The sequence below is a fragment of the Phenylobacterium sp. genome (assembly GCF_004799395.1).
In the GTDB taxonomy this organism is placed as follows: domain Bacteria; phylum Pseudomonadota; class Alphaproteobacteria; order Caulobacterales; family Caulobacteraceae; genus Phenylobacterium.
In genome coordinates this window covers 13,224-35,838 of sequence record NZ_SSMZ01000087.1, presented here as the reverse complement: position 1 = coordinate 35,838, position 22,615 = coordinate 13,224, and the positions used below count along the sequence as shown (strand labels likewise).

The following is a 22,615-nucleotide window of genomic DNA, read 5'->3' as shown; positions in this document are numbered from 1 at the left end:
TCTGCGGAGCGAGGGTCAAGGCGGGCTTTCGGAACTTGACTCTTCGCGTCCCGGTTCTAGAACAAAAGTGGAACGAAAGGAGTCCGCAAAGCCATGTCCGATTTTCGCGGACTCGAAGCCGTCCGGGCGAAGATCGCCGCCATCGAGGCGACCGCGCGGGCGGACCATGGCGTCCTGCCCTTCGGCGAGGCGCAGATCGACGGCCGCCTTCCGGGCGGCGGCCTGCCGCTCGGCCGCTGGCACGAGGTCTGCGGCGACGGCATGGAGGTGGAAACGGCCGCGGCGCCCACCGCCTTCACCGCGCTCATGGTCGCGCCGCTGGCCCGACGGGGCGAAGTAGTCTGGGTGCTGCGCCGCGACGACCTGTGGGCGCCGGGCCTCCTGGGCCTGGGCTTTCCGCCGGAGCGGCTGATCCAGGTCTGCGCCCGCGACGAGGCCGAGGCCCTGTCGGTGATGGAGGATGCGCTCGGAACCGTCGGGGTCGCCGCGGTGGTGGGCGAGGTCGAAGCCGCCGACCTGACCGCCGGTCGGCGTCTGCAACTCGCCTGCGAGAAGCGCCAGGCCACCGGCTTCGTGATCCGTCGGCGGCCCTATGGCGGGCAGGCCAGGCGCGAGGCGACCGGCTCGGCCGCATCCACCCGCTGGCGGGTCGCCTCGGCCCCCTCTGAGCCGCCGGCCGGGGAGTTCGGCTTAGGCGCCCCGCGCTTCCGCGTCGAACTGGAACGGTGCCGCGGCGGACGAACCGGCGCCTGGCTGATGGAAGCGGCGGCAGCTTACGATTCTGGGGCCTATAGCTGGGAGACCACGGATGTCGCGCATCCTCTGCGCCTGGTCGCCGACCTGGGCGATCGCCAACTGGCGCCGGCGCAACGCACCGCTGTCGCAGCCTAATCCTCCACCCTTCGCTCTGCTCGAAACCGTGCGGGTGGTCCGGCGGCTGTCGGCGGTGAGCGTCGAGGCGGTCCGCCTGGGCCTGCGGGCGGGCCAGAAGGCCACCGACGCCGCGGCCCTGGTCCCGGACCTCGTGACCGCCGAGGCGGAGCCGCAGGCCGACGCCGAAGCCCTGGCGGCGCTGGCCGACTGGTGCGTGCGCTTCTCTCCCGCCGTGGCCATCGACGCCCCGGACGGCCTGTTCCTCGACGTGACCGGGGTCGACCACCTGTGGGGCGGTGAGGCGGCCATGCTGACCGACTTCAGCACGCGGCTGGCGGCCAATGGCCTGCCGTTCCGCTGCGCCATCGCCGACACGCCGGGCGCGGCCTGGGCGCTGGCCCACTACGGCCAGGACGGCGCCATCGCCCCGCCGGGCGGCCAGGCCGAGCTGCTGAAACCCCTGCCGCCGGCGGCGCTGCGGTTGGACACCGAGACCTGGGCCCAGGTGGAGCGGTTGGGCCTGCGGCGGCTGGATCAGCTGATGTCGATCCCGCGCGGGCCGTTCGCCCGCCGCTTTGGCCGCGCGGCCTTGACCCGCCTCGACCAGGCGCTGGGCCGCGAGCGCGAGGCGCTGACCTTCCGCCGCCCGCCGACCCCATGGTTCGCCCGCCTGGCCTTCGCCGAGCCGATCAGCGCCCCGGAGGACATGGCCCGGGTCACCGTCGACGTGACCGCCAAACTCTGCGCGCGGCTGGAGACCCAAGGCCGCGGCGCCCGGCGCTTCGAGATCGCCTTCCACAGGGTGGACGGCAAGGCCCTGCCGCTCAGCATCGGCCTGTCGCTGCCCGGGCGCGACCCCACGCGGATCGCCAAGCTGTTCGCACCGCGGCTGGACACCGTCGACCCCGGCTTCGGGATCGAGGTGGTGACGCTCACCGCCCAGGACGTGGAGCCGATCTCCGGACGTCAGGCGCGGCTGGACGCCGCGCGCGAGGCCAGTGTCGAGGAGGGCTTGGCCCCCCTGGTCGACCGGCTGGTCAACCGCCTGGGCGCCGAACGCGTCTGGCGCGCCCAGCCGGTGGAAAGCCATGTGCCGGAGTTGGCCGTGGGTCGCGAGCGGCCTTTCGCCCCGGCCGCCGGCGGCAAGCCTGCCGAGGTCCGGACCTGGAACCGCGAAGCCCCGCGCCCGGCGCGTCTCTTCCGCCGCCCCGAGCCGGTGGAAGCGGTGATGGCCCTCACCCCGGACGATCCGCCCAGCCAGTTCCGCTGGCGCGGCCAGCTGCACCGCGTGCGCCGCGCCGAGGGGCCCGAGCGGGTCGGCGAGGAGTGGTGGAAGGGCGCCATCGAGGACGTCCGCGTCGAGCACGTGCGCGACTACTACCGGGTCGAGGACGAGACCGGCGCGCGCTTCTGGCTGTTCCGCGCCGGCCTCTACGGCGATCCCGACGTCCTGCCGAAGTGGTGGCTGCACGGGGTGTTCGGATGAGCGTCCGCTACGCCGAGCTGCAGGCCGCCACCAACTTCTCCTTCCTGCGCGGCGCCTCGCATCCGTGGGAGCTGATGGTCGCCGCCAATGCCCTGGACATCGAGGCGGTGGGGATCTGCGACCGCAACACCCTGGCCGGCGTGGTGCGCGCCTGGTCGGCGAAGAAGGATCTTCCGGCGGGCTCGAAGATCCGCGACCTGACGGGCTGCCGACTGGATTTCGCCGACGGGACGCCGAGCCTGCTGGTCTATCCCTCCGACCGCGAGGCCTATGGCCGCCTGACGCGCCTGCTTACCGTCGGCCAGCGGCGCGCCAAGAAGGCCGAGTGCGAGCTGCATTGGGCCGACTTCCTGGACCACGCCGAGGGCCAGCTATCACTCGTGGTGGCTCCCGACCGCCTCGACGGGGCCTTCGAACGCGACCTTGGACGGATCGCAGGCGAGCTGTCGGGGAACGTCTGGCTGGCCGCCTCGCGCCGCTATGGCCCACGCGATCTGCAGCGGCTGTCGAAGCTGGCGGATCTGGCCCGGAAGACCGGCGCCCCGATGGTCGCCACCAATGACGTCCTCTATCACGGCCCGGAACGGCGGCCTCTGCAGGATGTGCTGACCTGCATCCGCGAGACCTGCACGATCGCCGAGGCCGGAATGCGCCTCGAAGCCAACGCCGAGCGGCACCTGAAGTCCCCCGACGAGATGGCTCGCCTGTTCGCCAAGTTCCCCGGCGCGGTGGAACGCAGCGCCGAGATCGCCGGGCGGATCGGGTTCGACCTCGGCGAGCTGCGTTACGAATATCCCGACGAGCCGGTGCCGCCGGGCAAGACCGCCATCCAGCATTTGCGCGACCTGAGCTGGGAAGGTGCGGCCTGGCGATATCCAGCCGGCGTTCCCGACAAGGTGAAGAAGCTCGTCGCCTACGAACTCGATCTGATCGAGAAGCTCGACTACCCGAACTACTTCCTGACCGTCCACGACATCGTCCGGTGGGCCCGCGAACAGGACATCCTCTGCCAGGGCCGCGGCTCAGCGGCCAATTCCTGCGTCTGTTTCTGCCTGGGCGTGACCTCGGTCGATCCCACCAAGGAAGACCAGGACCTGCTGTTCTCCCGCTTCATCTCGGAGAACCGCGGCGAACCGCCGGACATCGACGTCGACTTCGAGCACGAGCGGCGCGAGGAGGTGATGCAGTACGTCTACCGCCGCTATGGCCGCGACCGCGCCGCCATCGTGGCCACCGTGATCCACTACCGGCCGCGCATGGCGATCCGCCAGGTGGGCAAGGCGCTAGGCCTCACCGAGGACATCACCGCCGCGCTGGCCAACACCGTCTGGGGCAGCTGGGGCGACAACGTCGCCGACGACCACATCCGCCAGGTGGGACTCGATCCGCAGAACCCGGAAATCCGCCGCGCCACCGCCATCGCCGAGCAACTGATCGGCTTCCCGCGCCACCTGTCGCAGCACGTCGGCGGCTATGTGCTGACCAAGCGGCGGCTGGACGAGACCGTGCCGATCGGCAACGCCGCCATGAAGGACCGCACCTTCATCGAGTGGGACAAGGACGACATCGACGCGCTGAAGCTGATGAAGGTCGACGTCCTGGCGCTGGGCATGCTGACGGCGCTGAAACGGTCCTTCGACATGCTGCCGCCGCTGCCCGATGGCACGGCGATCACCGACATCGCCCACATCCCGCAGGGCGACTCAGGCGTCTACGACATGCTCTGCAAGGCGGATTCCGTGGGGGTCTTCCAGGTTGAGAGCCGCGCGCAGATGTCGATGCTGCCGCGGCTGAAACCCCGAAAATTCTACGACCTGGTTATCGAGGTGGCGATCGTCCGTCCCGGCCCCATCCAGGGGGACATGGTGCATCCCTACCTGCGCCGCCGTGACGGGACGGAAAAGCCGGAATTCCCGGCTCCCTCGCCCGAACACGGCCCGCCGGATGAGCTGAAACAGGTGCTGCTCAAGACCCATGGCGTGCCGCTGTTCCAGGAGCAGGCCATGCGGCTGGCCATCGAGGCGGCCAAGTTCACCGACGACGAGGCCGATGGCCTGCGCCGGTCCATGGCCACCTTCCGCGCCGATGGCAGGCTCTGGACCTACCGCGAGAAGTTCATCGAGGGGATGGTGGGGCGCGGCTATCAGCGTGACTTCGCCGAACGCTGCTTCAAGCAGATCGAGGGGTTCGGGGCCTACGGCTTCCCAGAAAGCCACGCGATCAGCTTCGCGATCCTCGTCTACGTCTCGGCCTGGGTGAAGCATCACCACCCGGAGGCCTTCTGCGCCAGCTTGCTGAACAGCCAGCCGATGGGCTTCTACCAGCCGGCCCAACTGGTCCGCGACGCGCGCGAGCATGGCGTGGAGGTGCGGCCGCCCGATATCGCCGTCAGCGACTGGGACTGCACCTTGGAGCCGGCTTCTGGCGATCCTTGCTCGCCGCGCCGGGCGCTGCGCCTGGGCCTGCGTCAGATCAAGGGCTTCCGGAAGGAGGAGGCCGAGACCTTCATGAACGTCCGCGCCGGCGGTCTCACCACCATCGAGGATTATGTCCTGCGCTCAGGCCTTACGCGGCGCGGCCTGGAACTGCTGGCCGAGGCCGACGCCTTCCGGTCCCTGGGCCTCAGCCGCCGCGAGGCGCTTTGGACGGTGAAGGGTATGGCCGACGAAGTGGGCGCGGAGAAGACCGCCCCGATCATCGCCCGCCAGAGCGTCAAGGAGGCCCAGGTCCTGCTGCCCTTCATGAGCCTGCCCAAGGAGGTGGCCGAGGACTACCGCACCACCAGCCTGTCGTTGAAGAAGCACCCGGTCGGCTTCTACCGCGACGACCTGGCTGCCATGCGCGCCGTCCCCTGCGCGGCGCTCATGGGGATGAGCAACGGCCGCAGGGTTTCCGTGGGCGGCCTGGTGCTGGTGCGCCAACGGCCGGGCACCGCCAAGGGCGTGGTGTTCCTGACGCTGGAGGACGAGAGCGGCATCGCCAACATCGTCTGCTGGAAGGACGTCTTCGAGGCCAACCGCCGGCTGGTCATGGGGGCGTCCTTCCTGGTGGTCCACGGCCAGGTGCAGGAGGCGAGCGATGTGATCCACGTGGTCGCAGAAAGCTTCACCGACCTTTCCGACAAGCTGGGCGAGATGCGCGACCACGAAGACGCTCCCGGCGCCAAGCCTCCGCCGCCCCACGCGCGGGCCGACAACCGCCTGGTCCGCAGCCGCGATTTCCATTGAGGCTTGGCGGCGGGGCTTTGGCCCGCCATGCTCAAGCCATGACGACGGCGAAGAAGCCTCGAGTTCCGCGCGGCCCCAACGCCGAGCGCCGGGCCGCGACCCGGGCCAAGATCATGGACGCCACGGTTCGCTGCCTGGCGGAGTACGGCTATGCGGCCACCTCGACGCCGCTGGTGGCCAAGATCGCCAAGGTCAGTCGCGGCTCCCTGCTGCACCAGTTCCCCACCAAGATCGACTTGATGCTGGCCGTGGCCGAGCACGCCTCGCGGGTGCGCGGCGCCACCGTGCGCGAAAACCTGAGCCCCTATCCCGAAGGCCCCGACAGGTTCCTGCACGGTGTGGACGCCGTCTGGGCGTCGCTGCAGCGGGTCGAAGCCATCGCGCTGATGGAAGTCACCGTCGCCGCACGCAGCGACAAGGAACTGGCGGCCCGCTACCCAGAGTTCGCCGTCGACCTCGACGCTCTGCTGCACCGCGCCCGCGTCCGCATGGCCGAGAACCTGGGCATCCCGGAACGCCAGGAGGAGATCGAGACCCTGGCGCATCTGACCCGCGTCGCCCTTGAGGGCCTGGCCATGAGCTCGGTGTTCATCGGGCGCCAGACGGATGACGCCGCCAGGGTCGTGGCTCTGCTGAAGCGGATGCGCCAGCAGGTGATCGACGGCCTGGTCGCCGAGGCCGCGAAGGCCAATCTCTGATTTGTAGTCTACGTTGACCACAGGATGGGCTGAGGCCTAAGCTGCACGGCGGACGGGGGCGTTCATGAGCCAGGCGTGCGCCCCGCGAAATCAAAGCTGGCGGGGAGCGGCCGAATGACCACGGGGCAATCAGAGTCCAGTCGCAGACACTTGCTGATCACGGGCGCGGCGCTCGCGACAGCGGCCGTGGCTGGGAAGGCTGCCGCCCAGGCGCCGAGCCCGCCCGCCGCCGCACCCTCGGGCCTCGCCGCCGGCGGCGGCTCCTCGAAGATCTTCCAGGTCACCGACACCGCCACCGGCAAGGTGCAGGGCATCGCCAATGGCCCGGTCTGGGAGTTCCGCGGGATCCCCTATGGCGCGCCGACCGGTGGCAAGAACCGCTTCATGCCGCCGCAGAAGCCCGCGCCCTGGAAGGGTGTGCGCGAGTGCTTCGCCTTCACCTCCATTTGCCCCCAGACCCAGGCCGACATCCGCGGCGAATACGGCCAGTTGATCATGTGGGACCGCCAGGTGGGCGGCATGGGCGAGGACTGCCTGTCGCTGAACGTCTGGACGACCAACGTCGACCGCGGCGCCAGGAAGCCGGTTTTCGTCTCGTTCCACGGCGGCGGCTTCGCCACCGGCTCGGGCAACGCCCCGGGCTTCGACGGCAAGGACCTCGCCTACTACGCCGACGCCGTGGTGGTGACGGTGAACCACCGCCTGGCGTGCTTCGGCTACACGAACCTGGTGGGCGCGGGGGCGCCGGACGCCTTCAAGTATGCCGGCGTCACCGGGGTGCTGGACCTGATCGCTTCGCTGGAGTGGGTGAAGGCCAATATCGAGAGCTTCGGCGGCGATCCGAGCCGGGTGATGATCTTCGGCCAGTCGGGCGGCGGGGCGAAGACCTCGACGGTGCTGGCCATGCCGCCGGGCAAGGGCCTCTATCACCGCGCGGCGATCCAATCGGGCGCGGCGCTGCGCCTGGTCACGCCGGAGGCCGGTGCGGCCACGGCGGAGAAGCTCCTGAAGCAGCTCGGCATCTCCAAGGCCAACATGGGCGACCTGCAGAAGGTCTCCTGGCAGCAGATCCTGGAAGCGCAAACGGCGGCGGGCGGCAACTTCTCGCCCGTCATCGGGACGGACGCCCTGCCGCACCACCCCTTCGATCCGAAGGCCCCGGCGGGGTCGGCTGATGTGCCGATCATCGTCTCCACCTGCCTGGAGGACGCCGCGCTCAGCCTGACCAACTTCGACCTCACGGAGGCCGGCCTGAAGTCGCTGTTCGACCAGCGGTTCGGCGGCAAGGGGCCAGAGCTCCTGGCGCTCTATCGCCGCTACGACCCGGGGGCGACGCCGTTCCTGATCCAGGCCCAGGCCTTGACCGATTCCGGCCTGCGCCGTTCGTCCTACACGCTGGCGCAGCGCAAGGCCGAGCTCGGCGCGGCGCCGGCCTACATGTACGAGTGGAACTGGCGCTCGCTCGCCTACGACGGCAAGTTCGGCGCGGTGCACGGCATCGACGTGTCGGCCACCTTCCACTCCTACCGCGACGGATTCTTTGCGGGCTCGACCCCGGCCAAGAAGATGGCCGACCGGCTTGCATCGAGCTGGGCGGCCTTCGCGGCGACGGGCGATCCCAACAACAGCCATATCCCGCCGTGGAAGCCCTATGACGACAAGGGCCGCGCGGTGATGATCTTCGACAACGACACCCGGCAGGAAATGAACCCGCGCGCCGAGATCCGGGCCTGGTGGGACGCCCACCCGCCGGCGCCCGGCGCACGCGGCTGAGGCCGCGAGCCGCGCCGATAAAGGCCAACAAGAAGACATGGGAGACGAACGATGGACCGGAAGAAGACCTCGGAGCTCAGCCGCCGCGACCTGATCCAGGCGGGCGCCGTCGCCGCGAGCGTGGCCGGCGCCATCGCAGCCCCGGCTAAGCCGGCGCTGGCCCAGGCCGCGCCCGCTGAACCGCCCGCGCGCATCCTCGGCGGCGGCGGCGCGCCAGGGGGCGTCTTCTGGACCGTGGAAACCACCTCGGGGAAGGTCCAGGGCATCGCCAACGGGCGGGTGAAGGAGTTCAAGGGCATCCCCTACGGCGCCTCCACCGGCGGCAAGAACCGCTACATGGCCCCCAAGAAGCCGACGCCCTGGGCCGGCATCCGTAACTGCATCGGCTACGGCCCGATCTCGCCGCAGACCCCGGCGGCGCTGGACAGCGACTATTCCATGATGATCGCCTGGGATCGCCACGTCGGTCCGGGCGGCATGGGCGAGGACTGCCTGAACCTCAATGTCTGGACGCCTAGTGTGAACGACCACGCCAAGCGCCCGGTGCTGGTCTCCTTCCATGGCGGCGGCTGGGCGACCGGCTCCGGCAACGGCCCGATGTACGACGGCGCCCAGATGGCCCGGCTGGGCGACGTGGTGGTTGTGACCGTCAACCACCGGCTGGCCGCCAACGGCTACCTGCATCTGACGGGCCTGGGCGCGCCTGCGGAGTTCGCCAACGCGGGCAACTGCGGTGTCATGGATATGGTCGCTTCCCTGCGCTGGGTGCGCGACAACATCGAGCGCTTCGGCGGCGACCCTGGCCGAGTGATGGTCTTCGGCCAATCCGGCGGCGGCTCGAAGACGTCCACCCTGCTGGCCGTGCCGTCGGCCAAGGGCCTGTTCCATCGCGCCGCGGTGCAGTCGGGTTCGACGCTGAAACAGGCGACGCCGGAGGAGGCGACCACCGAGGCTGCCAAGCTGCTGAAGACGCTGGGCATCGCCAAGGGCGATGCGGCGGCGATCCAGAAGGTCCCGTGGCAGAAGCTGCTGGAGGCCCAGGTTGCCTCCAACGGCAACTTCCGGCCGGTGATCGGCGATGCGACCCTGCCGCACCACCCCTTCGATCCGGCCGCGCCGCAGGAATCGGCCGACGTGCCGGTGATCATCTCCACCACCCTGCACGACGCGGCCCTGCGGCTGACCAACTTCGACCTCACGGAGGACGGGTGCGCGGCGCTGTTCCGCCAGCGGTTTGGCGCCAAGGGCGGCGACATCCTGGCCGCCTACCGCCGGGAGAATCCCCGCCAGACGCCGTACCTCACCCAGGCGGAGGCCTTCACCGACGCCACGCGCGGCAACTCCCAGATCCAGGCGCTGCGCAAGGCCGCGCTCGGGAAGGCGGCGACCTACATGTACGTCTGGGACTGGGAGACCCCGGCCTTCGACGGCAAGTTCGGCGCGGTGCACGGCCACGACGTCGAGGCGAGCTTCCATCTGTCGCGCAACCCGATCGGCGGCGCCGGCATGAAACCCGGACGTCAGATGAGCGACCGGCTGTCGGCGACCTGGGTAGCCTTCGCCACCTCCGGCGATCCCAACAACAGCCTGATCCCGCACTGGCCGGCATATGAGAAAGGCCACCGCGCGACGATGGTGTTCAACACCGAGATGAAGGTCGTGGACGACTACCGCGGCGATTTCGTGCGGACGATCGCCGACGCGGTCCCCGGGACGCCGGACCCGCGGACGGCCTAGGACTGGCGTCTTGTTGCGGCGGGTGTCGGATTGGCGTGCTAATCTCCGTCCTTGGTGTGGGAGGACCCCATGACCGAAGCCATTCAACTGCTGGTTGGCACCCGCAAGGGCGCCTGGATCTATCGTAGCGACGCGCAGCGCCGGACTTGGAGCGTCCAGGGCCCGATGTTCCTGGGCAGTATCGTCAACCACCTGGTGCTCGACCCGCGGGACGGTAGGACCTTGCTGATGGCGGCGTCCACTGGACACCTGGGCCCGACCATCTTCCGCTCCATGGATGACGGAGAAACCTGGGCCGAGGCCAAGACGCCGCCGGCCTTCCCCAAGTCCGACGATCCGAGGGCGCGATCGGTGGACCACAGCTTCTGGCTGGAGCCGGGCCACGCCAGCGAGCCGGGCGTCTGGTGGGCCGGGGTTTCGCCGCCCGGCCTGTTCGAGAGCCGCGACGGCGGGGCGACCTGGGCCAGCATCGCGGGCTTCAACGACCATTCGAACTACTGGGACTGGTGCCCGCCGGAGGCCGGGACGCCGGACGGGTCGTTGCTCAACCAGGTGGTCATCGACCCGCGCGATGCCGCCCACATGTACGTCGCGACTTCGAGCGCCGGGGTGTTCGAGACCACCGACCGCGGCGCGACCTGGCGACCACTGAACCAGAACGTCCGCTGCGACTTCCTGCCCGACCCCTATCCGGAATACGGCCAGGACGCCCACTACATCGCGCTTGCCCCCAGCAATCCCGACCGCCTCTGGCAGCAGAACCATTGCGGCGTCTACCGCCTGGACCGGCCCGGCGAACGCTGGGAACGGATCGGCGAGGCCATGCCGAAAGAGGTGGGCGACATCGGCTTCACCGTGGTGCCGCACCCCCGCTGCGCCGACACCGCCTGGGTCTGGCCGATGGACGGGACCGACGTCTGGCCGCGCACCAGCCCGGGCGGACGGCCTGCCGCCTACCGCACCCGCGACGCAGGGAAAAGCTGGGAACGGCAGGACGCCGGCCTGCCCGCCGAACAGGCGTGGATCACCGTCAAGCGCCAGGCCTTCTGCGGCGACCGCTGCGACCCCGTGGGGCTCTATTTCGGCGCCACCAACGGGGAGATCTGGATGAGCGAAGAGGGCGAGAACTGGCGCCAGATCGCCGGCCGCCTGCCGGAAATCTATTCGGTCGTCGCGGCCCCGATCGCCTAGGCGCCATGACCCGCGTGATGATCCCATCCCAGCTCACCGCCTACACCGCCGGCGCCACGCGGGTGGAGGCCTCGGGCGCGACGGTGGGCGCGGTCCTGGCTGACCTCGACCGGCGCTACCCCGGCCTGAGGTTCCGGGTGATCGACGAGCAGGACCGGGTGCGCAAGCACATGCGCCTGTTTGTCGGCCAAGCCGAGACCCGAAGTGTCGCCCAGGCGCTGGGGCCCGGCGACGAACTGCTGATCTTCGGCGCGCTGAGCGGGGGCTAAAACCGCAGGGACCGGGCGGTGCGACAGCGGGGCTTGAGCAACCTCGGGATCTCCGAGCTATCGGGACGGTTTGGCCGTCAAGATTGGGCGATAGCATGGGGAGTCGCATGCACCCTCTGCCATTCATGCGCCTTGTCATGGATTCGAGTTCTTGTTATGTTCACATTAAGCCTATATGCGGCCGAAAGTCGAAGAATTTCGCATGTCAGGACGGCTGGGCGCGCGCGCTTTGGGGTAGCGCGACCTGAAGGCTTCGATCGCGGGGCGAAGCGGAGCCTGTAGGCGGGGCTGCGGTGGTCAGGCAGCGTCGTGACCGAGGTCGTTGCTCGATTCCAGACCCTGGTCGCCTCCAACGGAAGCGTCATGCAGCCGCCGATCGACTGGCGACGCCATCCCCATGATCTGCTCGAAGGAGCTTCCCAGCAGGAACGCTGCAGCGTGGCTGAAGCGCGGTCGGCTCAGAGCGTATAAGACCGACCGCCCGTCACGGCGTGCAGTGACGAGACCGGCGTTCGCCAAGACATTGAGGTTCGCCGACGTTGTGCTCTGCGCTTGGCCGGTCTGGCGAGCGACCTCACCCGCCGGCACACCCTTTGCTCCGGCGGACACCAACAGCTGGAAAATGGCGAGGCGCCCTTCGTGGCCGAGGGCACCGAAAACCTTAGCTGTCCCTGCAGCGTCCATGCAGCGCCCTTCGTCGCCTCTAGATCGAGGCGCAAGGAAATGTAGCGCGCCAGACCTGACTCGTCGAGGCAGGCGGAGGGCCTGGCGTTCTGGAGTCCTGGTCGGTCGGCGGCACACAGATCGTCATGGCGAAGCGAGAGCTCCCCAGGATAGCCGCGAGATCGCGAAGCTATATCACCCGCGGCACCCATCCCGGCCGCGGGTCCTTCGCATATGGCGAATCGAACGGCCTGATCTGGAGCGTCTCACGGACTTGGTCGATGCGGGCAGTCCACAGCGGCTCCCAGGAGACCAGGAGCAGCAGTTGGGTGGCGCGGCCGTGCGCCCAGCCCTTGAAGAAACAGTCCAGCAAGACCTCCACATTTGACGGATGGTTCGCCGCCGCCGAGGTCAAAGTAACGGCGCTGGCCAGCGCGGAATAGTGGTGGCCCACCTGACCCATCAAGAAGCCGCCGAACGCCACCCGGTCGAGCCCGCGAGACGTGTAGCCGGCGACCAAGGCCCACAGCGGCATGGATTGGATGACCTCCACATTTATGTAGTTGAGCGGAGGCGGCATGTGTCGAAGGTAGGGCAGGACACTCGACCAGTAGGGATCGAACAGAGGGCTGCCCGCCCTCATAAGCTCTTCGCTCAGCGCGTAGCCCAATGCGGCCGGCGGGAAACGAGAAAGCCATTCGACGTCGTGGGGGGCGGCGTTTCCCTTGGCGGCGGCCTCCATGACGCCTGGAAACTTCAGGGCGGCTGCGGCCATGCGATTGTTTATGCGCGGGTCCAACTCACCGGCCAGTTCCATCATCCTTTGCGCGTACCGACGACGAGCGCCCGCGGCCGGCGTGGCGATATCCCAAAACGCACTCCACCAAGCCGGCGATAAGACAAGCGGCTCAATCGTCTGGGTCGGTGCCGGGTAAGCCTCTCCGCCGAGCCAGCCGGCTGCGGCCGCATCGTAGATGGCGGTCATGCGCTCGGGCGCCGCTGCGGCGACGTGCACCGCCGTGGCCGCCAGGGCGCGCAATCCCTCGTCGGTCACGCTCTGGCGCAGGTCACGCGCCAGCGCACGGGCATCGCCTGGGCCGACTGCCGCGATTTCTGCGAAAACGTCTCTATCGATTTTTGCCAAGCCGCTCTCCAGCCTACGCCATTAGCGTACGACAAAGTGCGCACAGTCTAGCCTCTCAGACGCCAACCTCCGTGGCGCAAAGGCGGACGTTGCGAAGGCCCGCTTTCAGGCACCGCCCATACTGCGGGTCATCGGGCGGCGCCATCAGAACCGCAGCGCCCGGGCTTCCTTGACGTGCGGCAGGGCTTGGATCTTGCCGATCAGCTCGTCGCTGGGCGCCTGGTCGACGCCGACCAGCGCGATGGCGTCGTCGCCGGCGGAGACCCTCCCTAAGTTGAAGGTGGCGATGTTGACGTCGGCCTCGGCCAGCAGGCGGCCGAGATTGCCGATGAAGCCCGGCTTATCGAGGTTGTTGACGTAGAGCATGGTCGGGCTGAACGGGCTGTCCAGGTCCATGCCCTTGACCTCCACGACGCGCGGCGTGCCGGCCAGGACGGAGCCGGCGAAGGAGCGCTTGCCCTTCTCCGTGGTGACGGTGATGCGGATCAGGCTCTCGTAGATCGGGCTGTCGTCCTGGCGGCTCTCGGAGACGGTGATGCCGCGCTCCTTCGCCACCGCCGGCGCGGAGACCATGTTGATCTCCGCCAGCATGGGCCGCATGACGCCGGCCAGGGCCGCGGCGGTCATCGGCTTGGCGTTGAGCTCGGCCACGTCGCCCTCGTAGGCGATGTCGATGGCCTTGATGCCGAAGTCGACCATCTGGCCGGCGAAGGCGCCGAGCTTTTCGGCGAGCGCGATGAAGGGCTTCAGGCGCGGGGCTTCCTCGGCGGTGACCGATGGGCTGTTCAGCGCATTGGTCACCGCGCCGGTCAGCAGGTAGTCGCTGATCTGCTCGGCCACCTGCAGGGCGACGTTTTCCTGGGCCTCGTTGGTCGAGGCGCCGAGGTGCGGGGTGGCGACGAAGTTGGGCGCACCGAACAGCACGTTCTCCTTGGCCGGCTCGGTGACGAAGACGTCGAAGCCTGCGCCGCCGATGTGGCCGCTCTCGAGGCCGGCGCGCAGGGCCGCTTCGTCAACCAGGCCGCCGCGGGCGCAGTTGACGATCATCACGCCCTTCTTGGTCTTGGCGAGGTTCTCCGCCGAGAGGATGTTGCGGGTCTTGTCGGTGAGCGGGGTGTGCAGGGTGATGATGTCGGCCCGGGCCAGGAGCTCGTCGAGCTCGACCTTCTCGACGCCCAGCTCCTGGGCGCGCTCCTGCGACAGAAAGGGATCGTAGGCCACGACCTTCATCTTCAGGCCCAGCGCGCGGTCGGCGACGATGCCGCCGATGTTGCCCGCGCCGATCAGGCCCAGCGTCTTGGCATAGAGCTCCACGCCCATGAACCGGCTCTTTTCCCACTTGCCGGCCTGGGTGGAGGCGTCGGCGGCGGGCATCTGGCGGGCCAGCGCGAACATCATCGCGATGGCGTGCTCGGCGGTGGTGATTGAGTTGCCGAACGGGGTGTTCATCACCACGATCCCAGCGGCGGTGGCAGCGGGAATGTCGATGTTGTCGACGCCGATCCCGGCGCGGCCGATGACCTTCAGGTTGGTGGCCGCGGCGATGACGTCCTTGTTGGGCTTGGTATCGGAGCGGACGACGAGGCCGTCGTAGTCGCCGATGACCTTGATCAGGTCTTCCTTGGAAAGGCCGGTCTTCACGTCGGCGTCGACGCCGCGCTGGCGGAAGATCTCGATGGCGGCGGGGCTGAGGGAATCTGCGATGAGAACGCGGGGCATGGGAATATCCTTTTCATGGACCGCTCATCCCGGCGAAGGCCGGGACCCAGATGGAATGGCTGGAAGCTGGCTCTATGAGCTCTAAGCCAAGCCCTTCAGCCTCTGAGTCTCGAGATCTGGGTCCCGGCCTGCGCCGGGATGAGCGGAGATTTTGGGAGGCCTCGATCAGGCCGCGGTGAGTTCGGCGGAGACCGACGCGAAAGCCCAGTCGAGCCAGGGCGTGAGCGCGTCGAGGTCGGACGTATCCACCGTGGCGCCGCACCAGATCCGAAGACCCGGAGGCGCGTCGCGGTAGCCGCCGACGTCGAGGGCCACGCCCTCCTTTTCGAGGAGCGCCGCCAGCTTCTTAGCGAATTCCGCCTGCGCGTCTTCGGAGAGCGACGTCACCACCGGGTCGATGACCTTCAGGCACACCGAGGTGTTGGAGCGGATCGCGGGATCCGCGGCCAGGAACGAGACCCAGCCGGTCTTCTGCGCCCAGGCTTCCAGCACGCCCAGGTTGGCGTCGGCGCGGCGCTTCATCTCCGCCAGGCCGCCGATGGAGGCGGCCCACTTGAGCGCGTCGACCGCGTCTTCCACGGCCAGCATGGACGGCGTGTTGATCGTCGCGCCTTCGAAGATGTCGAGGGTGACCTTGTTCGCCCCGTCCTTTTTGGAGGTCATGCGGAACAGCTTCGGCATCGGCCAGGCCGGCGTGTAGGTCTCGAGGCGGGCGACCGCGCGGGGCGACAGGATCAGCACCCCGTGGGCGGCCTCGCCGCCGAGAGCCTTCTGCCAGGAGAAGGTCACCACATCGAGCTTGTCCCAGGCGAGGTCCTGGGCGAAGGCGGCGCTGGTGGCGTCGCAGATGACGATGCCCTCGCGATCGGCGGCGATGAAGTCGCCGTTGGGCACCCGAACGCCGGAAGTCGTGCCGTTCCAGGTGAAGACCAGGTCAGCGTCCTTGCGGACCTTGGTCAGGTCCGGCAGTTCGCCGTACGGCGCATCGAGCACCTCGGCCGCGATCTTCAGCTGCTTGGTGACGTCGGTGACCCAGTCCTTGCCGAAGCTTTCGAAGGCCAGGAGCTGCACCGGCCGCGCGCCCAGCATCGACCACATGGCCATCTCCACGGCGCCGGTGTCGGAGCCGGGGACGATGCCGATCAGGAAGTCGTCGGGGACCTCAAGCACCTCGCGGGTGCGGTCGATGGCCTCTTTGAGGCGCGCCTTGCCGAGCTTGGAACGGTGCGAGCGTCCCAGGACGGCGTTGCGCAGATTTTCGGGGGTCCATCCAGGACGCTTTGCACAAGGTCCGGATGAAAATTCAGGGCGCGCCGGCCGCATGGCCGGCTTCGCGGGGATCGTCATAGCAATGTCTCCCATCCTTACAGATGGACTGCGCCCCGTTGGGAGGGCGTGGCCCGCGGGCCAAAAGCCCCCGTTCCCGCCGCAGCGCAAGAGAAGATTTCTGATGCGACCTTTAGCGCCGCGCGGTCAGGCGGGCGCCACTGCGTCTCGCCGCCACGCCAGCGCGGTGCCGATCGTCAGGCATCCGAGGATTGCGAAAAAGACGACATCGTTGACGATCACATGGAGCATGTCCCGGGGCCGCTCCAGCACGAAGTAGTAGGCGTGGAGGCTGAACTGCATGGCGTAGAGCAGCATGACGGCGCCTTGCCAGAAGCTGGCGTAGCGCACCGCCACTCCGAGGAACGCCAGAGCGGTCAGGGCGTCGATGACCAGATTGGCGAGCTGATCCTGAAACCGGGTCTCGTTCACGATGTAGGCGAGCGTATTCGCCAGAATGATGGCCGCCCCGATTCGCTCCGCCCGTCCGCCTTTTGTGAAGGCGAACACGCAGGCGAACACCGCGAACAAATCGGTCAGGGCGGCAGACAACATGCTGCACCCCTTAGCTCTCTAAGGGGTGCAGCAATAGTTAAAGTGCGGAATTGTTGGGTTTAGCGGACTGCGCGAAGCGTCGTTTCGGTCGTGTCGACCGCACTCGGCGGCTTCTCGCCGGCCATCTGGGTGCGGACACCCAGGCGGAGTTTGGCTTCGTTCAGTTCGTTGTGCACGGCGACCATAGCCGTGCGGGCTTCGCTGAGCGCCTTCATGGCGTCCATCAGCTTCACTTGCACGTCGTCGGCGAACACCATCGAGGTGTTCACTTCCTTGCGCGCCATGAGCACTTCGCTCATCAGTTCGGCGGCTTCCGAGAGTGCGCCGTCAACAGCGGCTTCGGTTACGAACAGCTTCTTGGCCACTCGCTGCGCCACAAACGCTTTTTCCATTAGGATTCCCCAAACAAGGTGAACAACCACAATTCACGGTAAATAGAAGGTTAAGCTTCGCGCAACCGATTCATGGGTTGTTAACCATAATTTCCTCCCCGGACGGTTGTATCTGTGTCTTCGAGGTAACAGTTTCGCCGACCCGAGGTATGGGACCGGGGTCAGCGATCGGTCTGCCGGGAAGCGAAACGTTAGGATTGTTGGTCTAGAGCGAGGGTCCCCGTGCGGCCCATCGCGAGAGTCATGACCCCGACGAACGGCACATCCGGCGCTGCGCCGACCGCCACCTTCCACGCCCGCGTCGCCGGGGTGGGTCTCGTCACGACCCTCGTGGTGCTGGTGGCGGCGTGCCTGACCTTCATGCTGCAGCAGTGGGCGGTGGCGCGGACCCAGTCGCACCAGATGTACGCCAGCCTGGCGCAGATCACCGCCACCACCGAGGCGCCGGCGATCGCCAGCGGCGACAAATCCTCCATCCAGGCCGCGCTGCAGGCCCTGGCCGGCAGCAAGAAGATCGCCGCCGCCCGCCTCACCGCCCCGAACGGCGCGGTCCTGGCGAGCTTCCAGCGCCCGGCCGGCGCGGCGGCGCCCAAGTCCGCGTCGGCCGCTCCGGGGCCGATCGAGGTGATCCGCACCGACGTCGTCGCCAACGGCCGCACCGTCGGACAGCTGGCGCTCAGCGTGTACAGCCCGACGCTCGGCGCCCTGCTCCCGCAATTCATCGCGCTGACCGCCGCCCTGCTGTTCGGCGGCGTGGGCGTGGCGCTGTTCCTGGCGCGCGGCATGGCGCACCGGGTGATCGCCCCGGTGCAGAGCCTGTCGGACGCCATGCATCAGGTCGCCGCCGGCGGCAATTTCGAGCCCATCGAGGTCAAGGCGCCGGACGAGCTGTTCCGCGGCCTGACCTCCAGCTTCAACCACCTGCTCGGCAAGCTGGGCGAACGGGAAGAAGACCTGAAGGGCGCGATGCGCGACCTGGAGGCCGCCCGCGACGCCGCCAACGCGGCCAATGTACTGAAGACCCAGTTCCTGGCCAACATGAGCCACGAGATCCGCACCCCGCTGAACGGCGTCCTGGCCATGGCCGAGGTGATGTCCATGGGCGAGCTGGCCGATGTTCAGCGCGAACGCCTGGGGATCATCCGCCAGTCGGGCAGCCTGCTGCTGGCGGTGCTGAACGACGTGCTCGACCTGTCGAAGATCGAGGCCGGCAAGCTCAGCCTGGTGAGGGAAGATTTCGACATCGCCGCCACGCTCTCGCCCACCGCCGAGACCTTCCAGGTGCTGGCCCAGGGCAAGGGGCTGGAGTTCGGCTTTACGATCAGCGACGCGGCCAAGGGCTGGTGGCGCGGCGACGCCGACCGGCTGCGCCAGATCGTCGGCAACCTGTTGTCCAACGCCGTGAAGTTCACGCCGCAGGGCTCAGTCAGCGCCGCCGTCGAGGTGACCCCGCAGGGCGACACCCTGCGTCTGGTGGTCCGCGACTCCGGCGTCGGCATCGCGCCGGAGAAGCTGCCGGCCCTGTTCGAGAAATTCACCCAGGCCGATAACTCCGCCACCCGCCGGTTCGGCGGCACGGGCCTGGGCCTGGCCATCTGCCGCGAGCTGACCCAGATGATGGGCGGCTCCATCGACGTGGAAAGCCGCGAGGGCCACGGCTCGACCTTCACGGTCGACCTGCCCCTGACCCGCGGCGAGGCCGCCGGCGCGGCCCAGGCCGAGGCCGCTCAGACCGACGGCGACCGCAACATCCGGCTGCTGGCCGCCGAGGACAATCCCACCAACCAGCAGGTGCTGGCCGCGGTGATGGAGTCGCTGGGCATCGACATCGACATCGTGTCCGACGGCAAGCAGGCGATCGACGCCTGGCGGGTCGGCGGCTACGACCTGGTGCTGATGGACATCCAGATGCCCATCATGGACGGCATCGAGGCCGCCCGGCAGATCCGCGCCACCGAGCTGGACGAGCAGCGCAAGCGCACCCCGATCGTGGCGCTGACCGCCAACGCGCTGACCTATCAGGTCGAAGAATACATGGCCGCCGGCATGGACGGCCACGTGGCCAAGCCGATCGAGATCGCCAAGCTCTATGAGGCGATCAGCGCCGCGCTCACAGCCGCGGCCACCGGCGCCTCCGGCCGCACCCCGGCCGCCGCCGCGACCCAGGTCGCCTGAGACCCATCGCAGGCTGAACGCCGGACAACGCGGCCCTCAGGTCCGCGTCAGCCGGCGCATGTTCCTATCGGCTCCATGGCGACTGGAGCGCCATCCCCCGGCCAAGGCTCGGGCGGCGCGCGCGATGCGACCCCCGAGCCGGTCCGGCGTGCCGGAGCGCCCCGGGGCCGGATAGAAGCCCCGGGGCGTTTTCGCGGTGCGGGTTAGGGCCCGACCCGCAGCGTTCCGTCCAGCACCGTCACCGCCTGGCCGCGCAGCAGCACACGCTCGCCGGCGAGTTCGCAGTCGAGGTCGCCGCCGCGGCCGGGGTAGGCTTGCAGGAACTTGACCCGGGCCCGGCCGAGCTTACCGGCGAAGAGGGGCGTGAGAATGGTGTGCAGGGAGCCGGTCGCCGGGTCCTCCGGGATGCCGGAGCCGGGGGCGAAGAAGCGGTCGACGACATCATAGGGCCGGCCCGGATCGGCGAGGGCGGCGATGCCGACATTACCGCGCCCGCCGGTGGCGCCGCTGGAGACGGCCTCAAGGGCCACGAGGTCGGGCGCGCAGGCGTGCACGGCGGCCTCGTCCTTCAGCAGGGCGACCAGATAGGTCGAGGCCCAGACCTCTGCCGGCTCGACGCCCAGGGCCTCGGCCAGGCCCGCCGGCGCCGCGACCTTCGTCGGCGGCTGGGCGGGGAAGTCCATCTCATAGCCTTTGCTGACGCGGTGCACGGTGAGCGGGCCGGACTTGGTGTCGAAGGTGATCGTCCCGGCCGTCACGCCCAGCTCGGAGAACAGCACATGGCCGGAGGCCAGGGTGGCGTGGCCGCACAGCGGCACCTCCAGCGCGGGCGTGAACCAGCGTAGTCCGAAGCGGGCCGGATCGTCCGTCTTCAGCAGGAAGGCGGTCTCGGCCTGATTGTTCTCCGCCGCTAGCGCCAGCATCCAGGCCGCATCCGGCCAGGCGGCCATCGGCTCGAGCACGCAGGCCTGGTTGCCGCGGAAGGCGGCGGCGGCGAAGGCGTCGATGGTCCACTGGCGCATGGCGGGCTCCGAAAAGGCGGAGCTTGCCAATAGCGGCCTGCCGGAAAGAAGCAAGAAGGAATTAGTCGATTGGCTAATTGATTATCTGAAGCTCGGGCCAGCGGGCGGCAGCCGCCGCGGCGGTGCGGGCGAAGCCGGCGGTCTGGCGGATCGGGTTGGGCCGCAGGCGCAGCGCGAACAGGTCCTCCAGGCCGAAGGGCGCGGCGACGGTCAGCCGGCCGTCCTTTTCCAGGCGCACCCCCACCGAGAAGGTGGCGCTGGTGAACCGCTCCAGCGCCTCGGCGGTACAGCCGAGCGACGCATAGGGCTCGCCGAATTTGCCCTCGAACCACAGATGCACGCGGGCCTGGTTGCGCACCTCGACCAGCTCCCGCAGCGGCGGCTCAAAGGCGGCAGCCACCCGCCGGATCACCGCGTCCTCGGCATCGTAGGAGACGTCGGAGGCGTCGTGGTAGCCGAGATCGTAGTCCTTGATGCCGTAGTCCAGGTCGCGGCCGGTCAGGTGATTCAAAACCCGCTGGTAGACCGCGCCTGAGAAGATAAGCCAGTCGGGCAGGTCGAGGTCGCGGGCGGTCTCCAGCACCTGCATCAGGCGCGGGCCGCTGCGGACGATGGCCTCCAGGCGCAGTTCGAGGCTTTCGCTCACGCCCTGCCCCGTAACGGCCAGCCGTGGTCGAGCGGACCCTGGCCGCCGCCGAAGCCTGGCGCACGCGCGATGGCCTCCTGCACATAGGCCCAGGCCAGCGCCACCGCCTCGGTCAGCGGCAGGCCCTGGGCCAGGCCCGCCGCGCAGGCCGAGGCCAGGGTGCAGCCGGTGCCGTGGGTGTGGCGGGTCACCTGCCGCTCGGCCTCGAACACCGTCTCGCCGCTGGCGGTCAATAGGATGTCCACGACGCGCTCGCCTGGCACATGGCCGCCCTTCATCAGCACGGCCTGCGCGCCGGCCCTCAGCAGGGTCTCGCCCGCGCGGCGCAGGTCGTCGGTCGTGGCCACCGTTTCGCCGGTCAGGGCCTCGGCCTCGGGGGCGTTGGGCGTCAGGAGGGCCGCGCGTGGGATGAGCAGGCTGCGCATCGCGCCGGTGGCCGCCGGCGACAGCAGCGCCGCGCCGCCCTTGGCGATCATTACCGGATCGACCACCGCCGGGACGTGGGCTGCCGAGTCCAGCAGTCGCGCCACGGCCTCGACCACGGAGAGATCGCCCAGCATGCCGGTCTTGATGGCGTCCGCGCCGAGGTCGTCCAGCACCGCACGGCCTTGCGCCTCCACGATCTCCGCCGGGATCGGATGCACGGCGCTAACGCCAAGGGTGTTCTGCACCGTGACCGCAGTGATCGCCGTGGCCGCATAGCCGCCCAGCGCCGTCACCGTCTTGACGTCCGCCTGGATCCCCGCGCCGCCGCCAGAATCCGAACCGGCGATGATCAGGACTCGGCCCAGGGAGGTCATGGCCCCGGATAGCGCGGCTCCGCTCGATTTGCACCGCTCAAACATATCCCTTGACGGTTATATATCCAAATGCGAATATATTGACATGACGCCCTTCGAAGCCATCGCCGAACCCAGCCGCCGGCAGATCCTCGACCTGCTGCGCGGCGGCGAACGGCCGGCAGGCGACCTGGTGGAGGCGACAGGCCTCAGTCAGCCCGGGGTATCGAAGCATCTGCGGCTGTTGCGCGAGGCGGGCCTGGTCAGCGTGCGGCCGGACGGCCAGCGCCGGCTCTACCGCCTCGAACCCGGCGAACTGGCCGAACTCGACGCCTGGCTGAAACCCTTCCGAGCATTCTGGGCCGAACGCCTCGACGCCCTCGAAGACCACCTGGAGAAAGAACAATGAGCACCGCACCTAACCTGATGCCGAAGCCCCTGCTGAGCGACGCGCCCCTGGGCGAGGTCACCCGCCAAGGCGACGCCCTGCAGCTGATCTTCCGCCGCCGCTACGACAAGCCCATCGAGAAGGTCTGGGCCGCCCTGACCACGCCGGAACGCCTGGCCGACTGGTTCGCCACCGCCGAAGTCGACCTGCGGGTCGGCGGGATCATCCGGCTGGGCTGGAACGGGGTCCACAAGACCGATGTGACCATCACGGTGTGCGAGCCGCCACGGGCCCTGGCCTGGCGCTGGACGATCGGCGAGCGCGACACCCTGGTGCGTTTCGACCTCGCGCCGGAGGGTGATGGCTGTGCGCTCACCCTCACCCACTCGGGCCTCAGCCCAGACGGCGCGCGCGACGGCGGCGTCCGGGCCGGCTGGCACGCCCACCTCGAGGCTCTGCCCGACGCGATGGAGGGCCGCGCCACGTCCTGGGACACCAAGACCGCCCGGGAGGAAGCCCTGGCCGCGGCCTACCCGAAGCCGCCGGCGTAGC

The 22,615-nt window shown here is 68.9% G+C and carries 20 protein-coding genes; 11 read left to right on the top strand and 9 right to left on the bottom strand.

The window, feature by feature from the left end:
• Positions 1 to 93 precede the first annotated feature (93 nt).
• The 8 genes from E8A12_RS06320 (at position 94) to E8A12_RS06285 (ending at position 11,254) form a co-directional block, all read left to right on the top strand.
• A complete protein-coding gene (locus tag E8A12_RS06320) occupies positions 94 to 891 on the top strand; it encodes a protein imuA (RefSeq protein ID WP_293367062.1) in 798 nt (265 codons plus the stop codon).
• Positions 809 to 2,359, top strand: coding sequence for a DUF6504 family protein (locus E8A12_RS06315; protein WP_293367060.1), 1,551 nt, complete (start codon positions 809 to 811; stop codon positions 2,357 to 2,359). Before E8A12_RS06320 ends, E8A12_RS06315 begins: the two co-directional genes overlap by 83 nt.
• On the top strand, positions 2,356 to 5,586 hold the full coding sequence (locus tag E8A12_RS06310) for an error-prone DNA polymerase (protein WP_293367059.1): 3,231 nt from the start codon (positions 2,356 to 2,358) through the stop codon (positions 5,584 to 5,586). Before E8A12_RS06315 ends, E8A12_RS06310 begins: the two co-directional genes overlap by 4 nt.
• Positions 5,587 to 5,624: 38 nt before the next feature.
• Positions 5,625 to 6,284 (top strand): TetR/AcrR family transcriptional regulator, encoded by a 660-nt coding sequence (locus E8A12_RS06305; RefSeq protein ID WP_293367057.1) that lies wholly within the window; start codon positions 5,625 to 5,627, stop codon positions 6,282 to 6,284.
• A 186-nt stretch (positions 6,285 to 6,470) separates the two neighbouring features.
• Entirely contained in the window at positions 6,471 to 8,057 is a 1,587-nt protein-coding gene (locus E8A12_RS06300) for a carboxylesterase family protein (protein ID WP_293367056.1), read from the top strand.
• A 51-nt stretch (positions 8,058 to 8,108) separates the two neighbouring features.
• Complete coding sequence (locus tag E8A12_RS06295) at positions 8,109 to 9,794, top strand: carboxylesterase family protein (protein ID WP_293367054.1); 1,686 nt, start codon at positions 8,109 to 8,111, stop codon at positions 9,792 to 9,794.
• A gap of 69 nt (positions 9,795 to 9,863) precedes the next feature.
• Positions 9,864 to 10,985, top strand: coding sequence for a sialidase family protein (locus tag E8A12_RS06290; RefSeq protein ID WP_293367053.1), 1,122 nt, complete (start codon positions 9,864 to 9,866; stop codon positions 10,983 to 10,985).
• A gap of 5 nt (positions 10,986 to 10,990) precedes the next feature.
• Complete coding sequence (locus E8A12_RS06285; protein WP_293367051.1) at positions 10,991 to 11,254, top strand: MoaD/ThiS family protein; 264 nt, start codon at positions 10,991 to 10,993, stop codon at positions 11,252 to 11,254.
• A 297-nt stretch (positions 11,255 to 11,551) separates the two neighbouring features.
• Here E8A12_RS06285 and E8A12_RS06280 read toward each other — a convergent pair whose 3' ends face one another.
• The 6 genes from E8A12_RS06280 to E8A12_RS06255 form a co-directional block, all read right to left on the bottom strand.
• Positions 11,552 to 11,938 carry a metalloregulator ArsR/SmtB family transcription factor gene (locus E8A12_RS06280; protein ID WP_293367049.1) on the bottom strand — a complete coding sequence of 129 codons (387 nt, stop codon included), beginning with the start codon at positions 11,936 to 11,938 and terminating at the stop codon, positions 11,552 to 11,554.
• 169 nt (positions 11,939 to 12,107) lie between these two features.
• Complete coding sequence (locus E8A12_RS06275) at positions 12,108 to 13,061, bottom strand: hypothetical protein (protein WP_293367048.1); 954 nt, start codon at positions 13,059 to 13,061, stop codon at positions 12,108 to 12,110.
• A 144-nt stretch (positions 13,062 to 13,205) separates the two neighbouring features.
• Positions 13,206 to 14,786, bottom strand: a complete 1,581-nt coding sequence (serA, locus tag E8A12_RS06270) for a phosphoglycerate dehydrogenase (protein ID WP_293367080.1) — start codon at positions 14,784 to 14,786, stop codon at positions 13,206 to 13,208.
• Positions 14,787 to 14,945: 159 nt separating this feature from the next.
• Positions 14,946 to 16,127, bottom strand: coding sequence for a phosphoserine transaminase (locus E8A12_RS06265; RefSeq protein WP_293367046.1), 1,182 nt, complete (start codon positions 16,125 to 16,127; stop codon positions 14,946 to 14,948).
• Between the two features lie 126 nt (positions 16,128 to 16,253).
• On the bottom strand, positions 16,254 to 16,661 hold the full coding sequence (locus E8A12_RS06260; protein ID WP_293367044.1) for a hypothetical protein: 408 nt from the start codon (positions 16,659 to 16,661) through the stop codon (positions 16,254 to 16,256).
• 59 nt (positions 16,662 to 16,720) lie between these two features.
• Complete coding sequence (locus tag E8A12_RS06255; RefSeq protein WP_293367043.1) at positions 16,721 to 17,053, bottom strand: hypothetical protein; 333 nt, start codon at positions 17,051 to 17,053, stop codon at positions 16,721 to 16,723.
• Between the two features lie 243 nt (positions 17,054 to 17,296).
• Here E8A12_RS06255 and E8A12_RS06250 point away from each other — a divergent pair, with 243 nt between their 5' ends.
• A complete protein-coding gene (locus tag E8A12_RS06250; protein WP_293367041.1) occupies positions 17,297 to 19,228 on the top strand; it encodes an ATP-binding protein in 1,932 nt (643 codons plus the stop codon).
• A 203-nt stretch (positions 19,229 to 19,431) separates the two neighbouring features.
• Here the strand turns inward: E8A12_RS06250 and E8A12_RS06245 are convergent, their stop codons facing one another.
• From E8A12_RS06245 to thiD, 3 genes are all read right to left on the bottom strand, one after another.
• Positions 19,432 to 20,250, bottom strand: coding sequence for a PhzF family phenazine biosynthesis protein (locus E8A12_RS06245; protein WP_293367040.1), 819 nt, complete (start codon positions 20,248 to 20,250; stop codon positions 19,432 to 19,434).
• Positions 20,251 to 20,323: 73 nt separating this feature from the next.
• Positions 20,324 to 20,896, bottom strand: a complete 573-nt coding sequence (locus E8A12_RS06240; RefSeq protein ID WP_293367038.1) for a nucleotidyltransferase family protein — start codon at positions 20,894 to 20,896, stop codon at positions 20,324 to 20,326.
• Positions 20,893 to 21,696 carry a bifunctional hydroxymethylpyrimidine kinase/phosphomethylpyrimidine kinase gene (gene thiD, locus E8A12_RS06235; RefSeq protein ID WP_293367037.1) on the bottom strand — a complete coding sequence of 268 codons (804 nt, stop codon included), beginning with the start codon at positions 21,694 to 21,696 and terminating at the stop codon, positions 20,893 to 20,895. The genes E8A12_RS06240 and thiD overlap by 4 nt, the downstream gene beginning before the upstream one ends.
• Before the next feature lie 85 nt (positions 21,697 to 21,781).
• Here thiD and E8A12_RS06230 point away from each other — a divergent pair, with 85 nt between their 5' ends.
• Positions 21,782 to 22,084, top strand: coding sequence for a metalloregulator ArsR/SmtB family transcription factor (locus E8A12_RS06230; RefSeq protein ID WP_293367036.1), 303 nt, complete (start codon positions 21,782 to 21,784; stop codon positions 22,082 to 22,084).
• A complete protein-coding gene (locus tag E8A12_RS06225; protein ID WP_293367034.1) occupies positions 22,081 to 22,614 on the top strand; it encodes an SRPBCC family protein in 534 nt (177 codons plus the stop codon). Before E8A12_RS06230 ends, E8A12_RS06225 begins: the two co-directional genes overlap by 4 nt.
• Position 22,615: the final 1 nt, after the last annotated feature.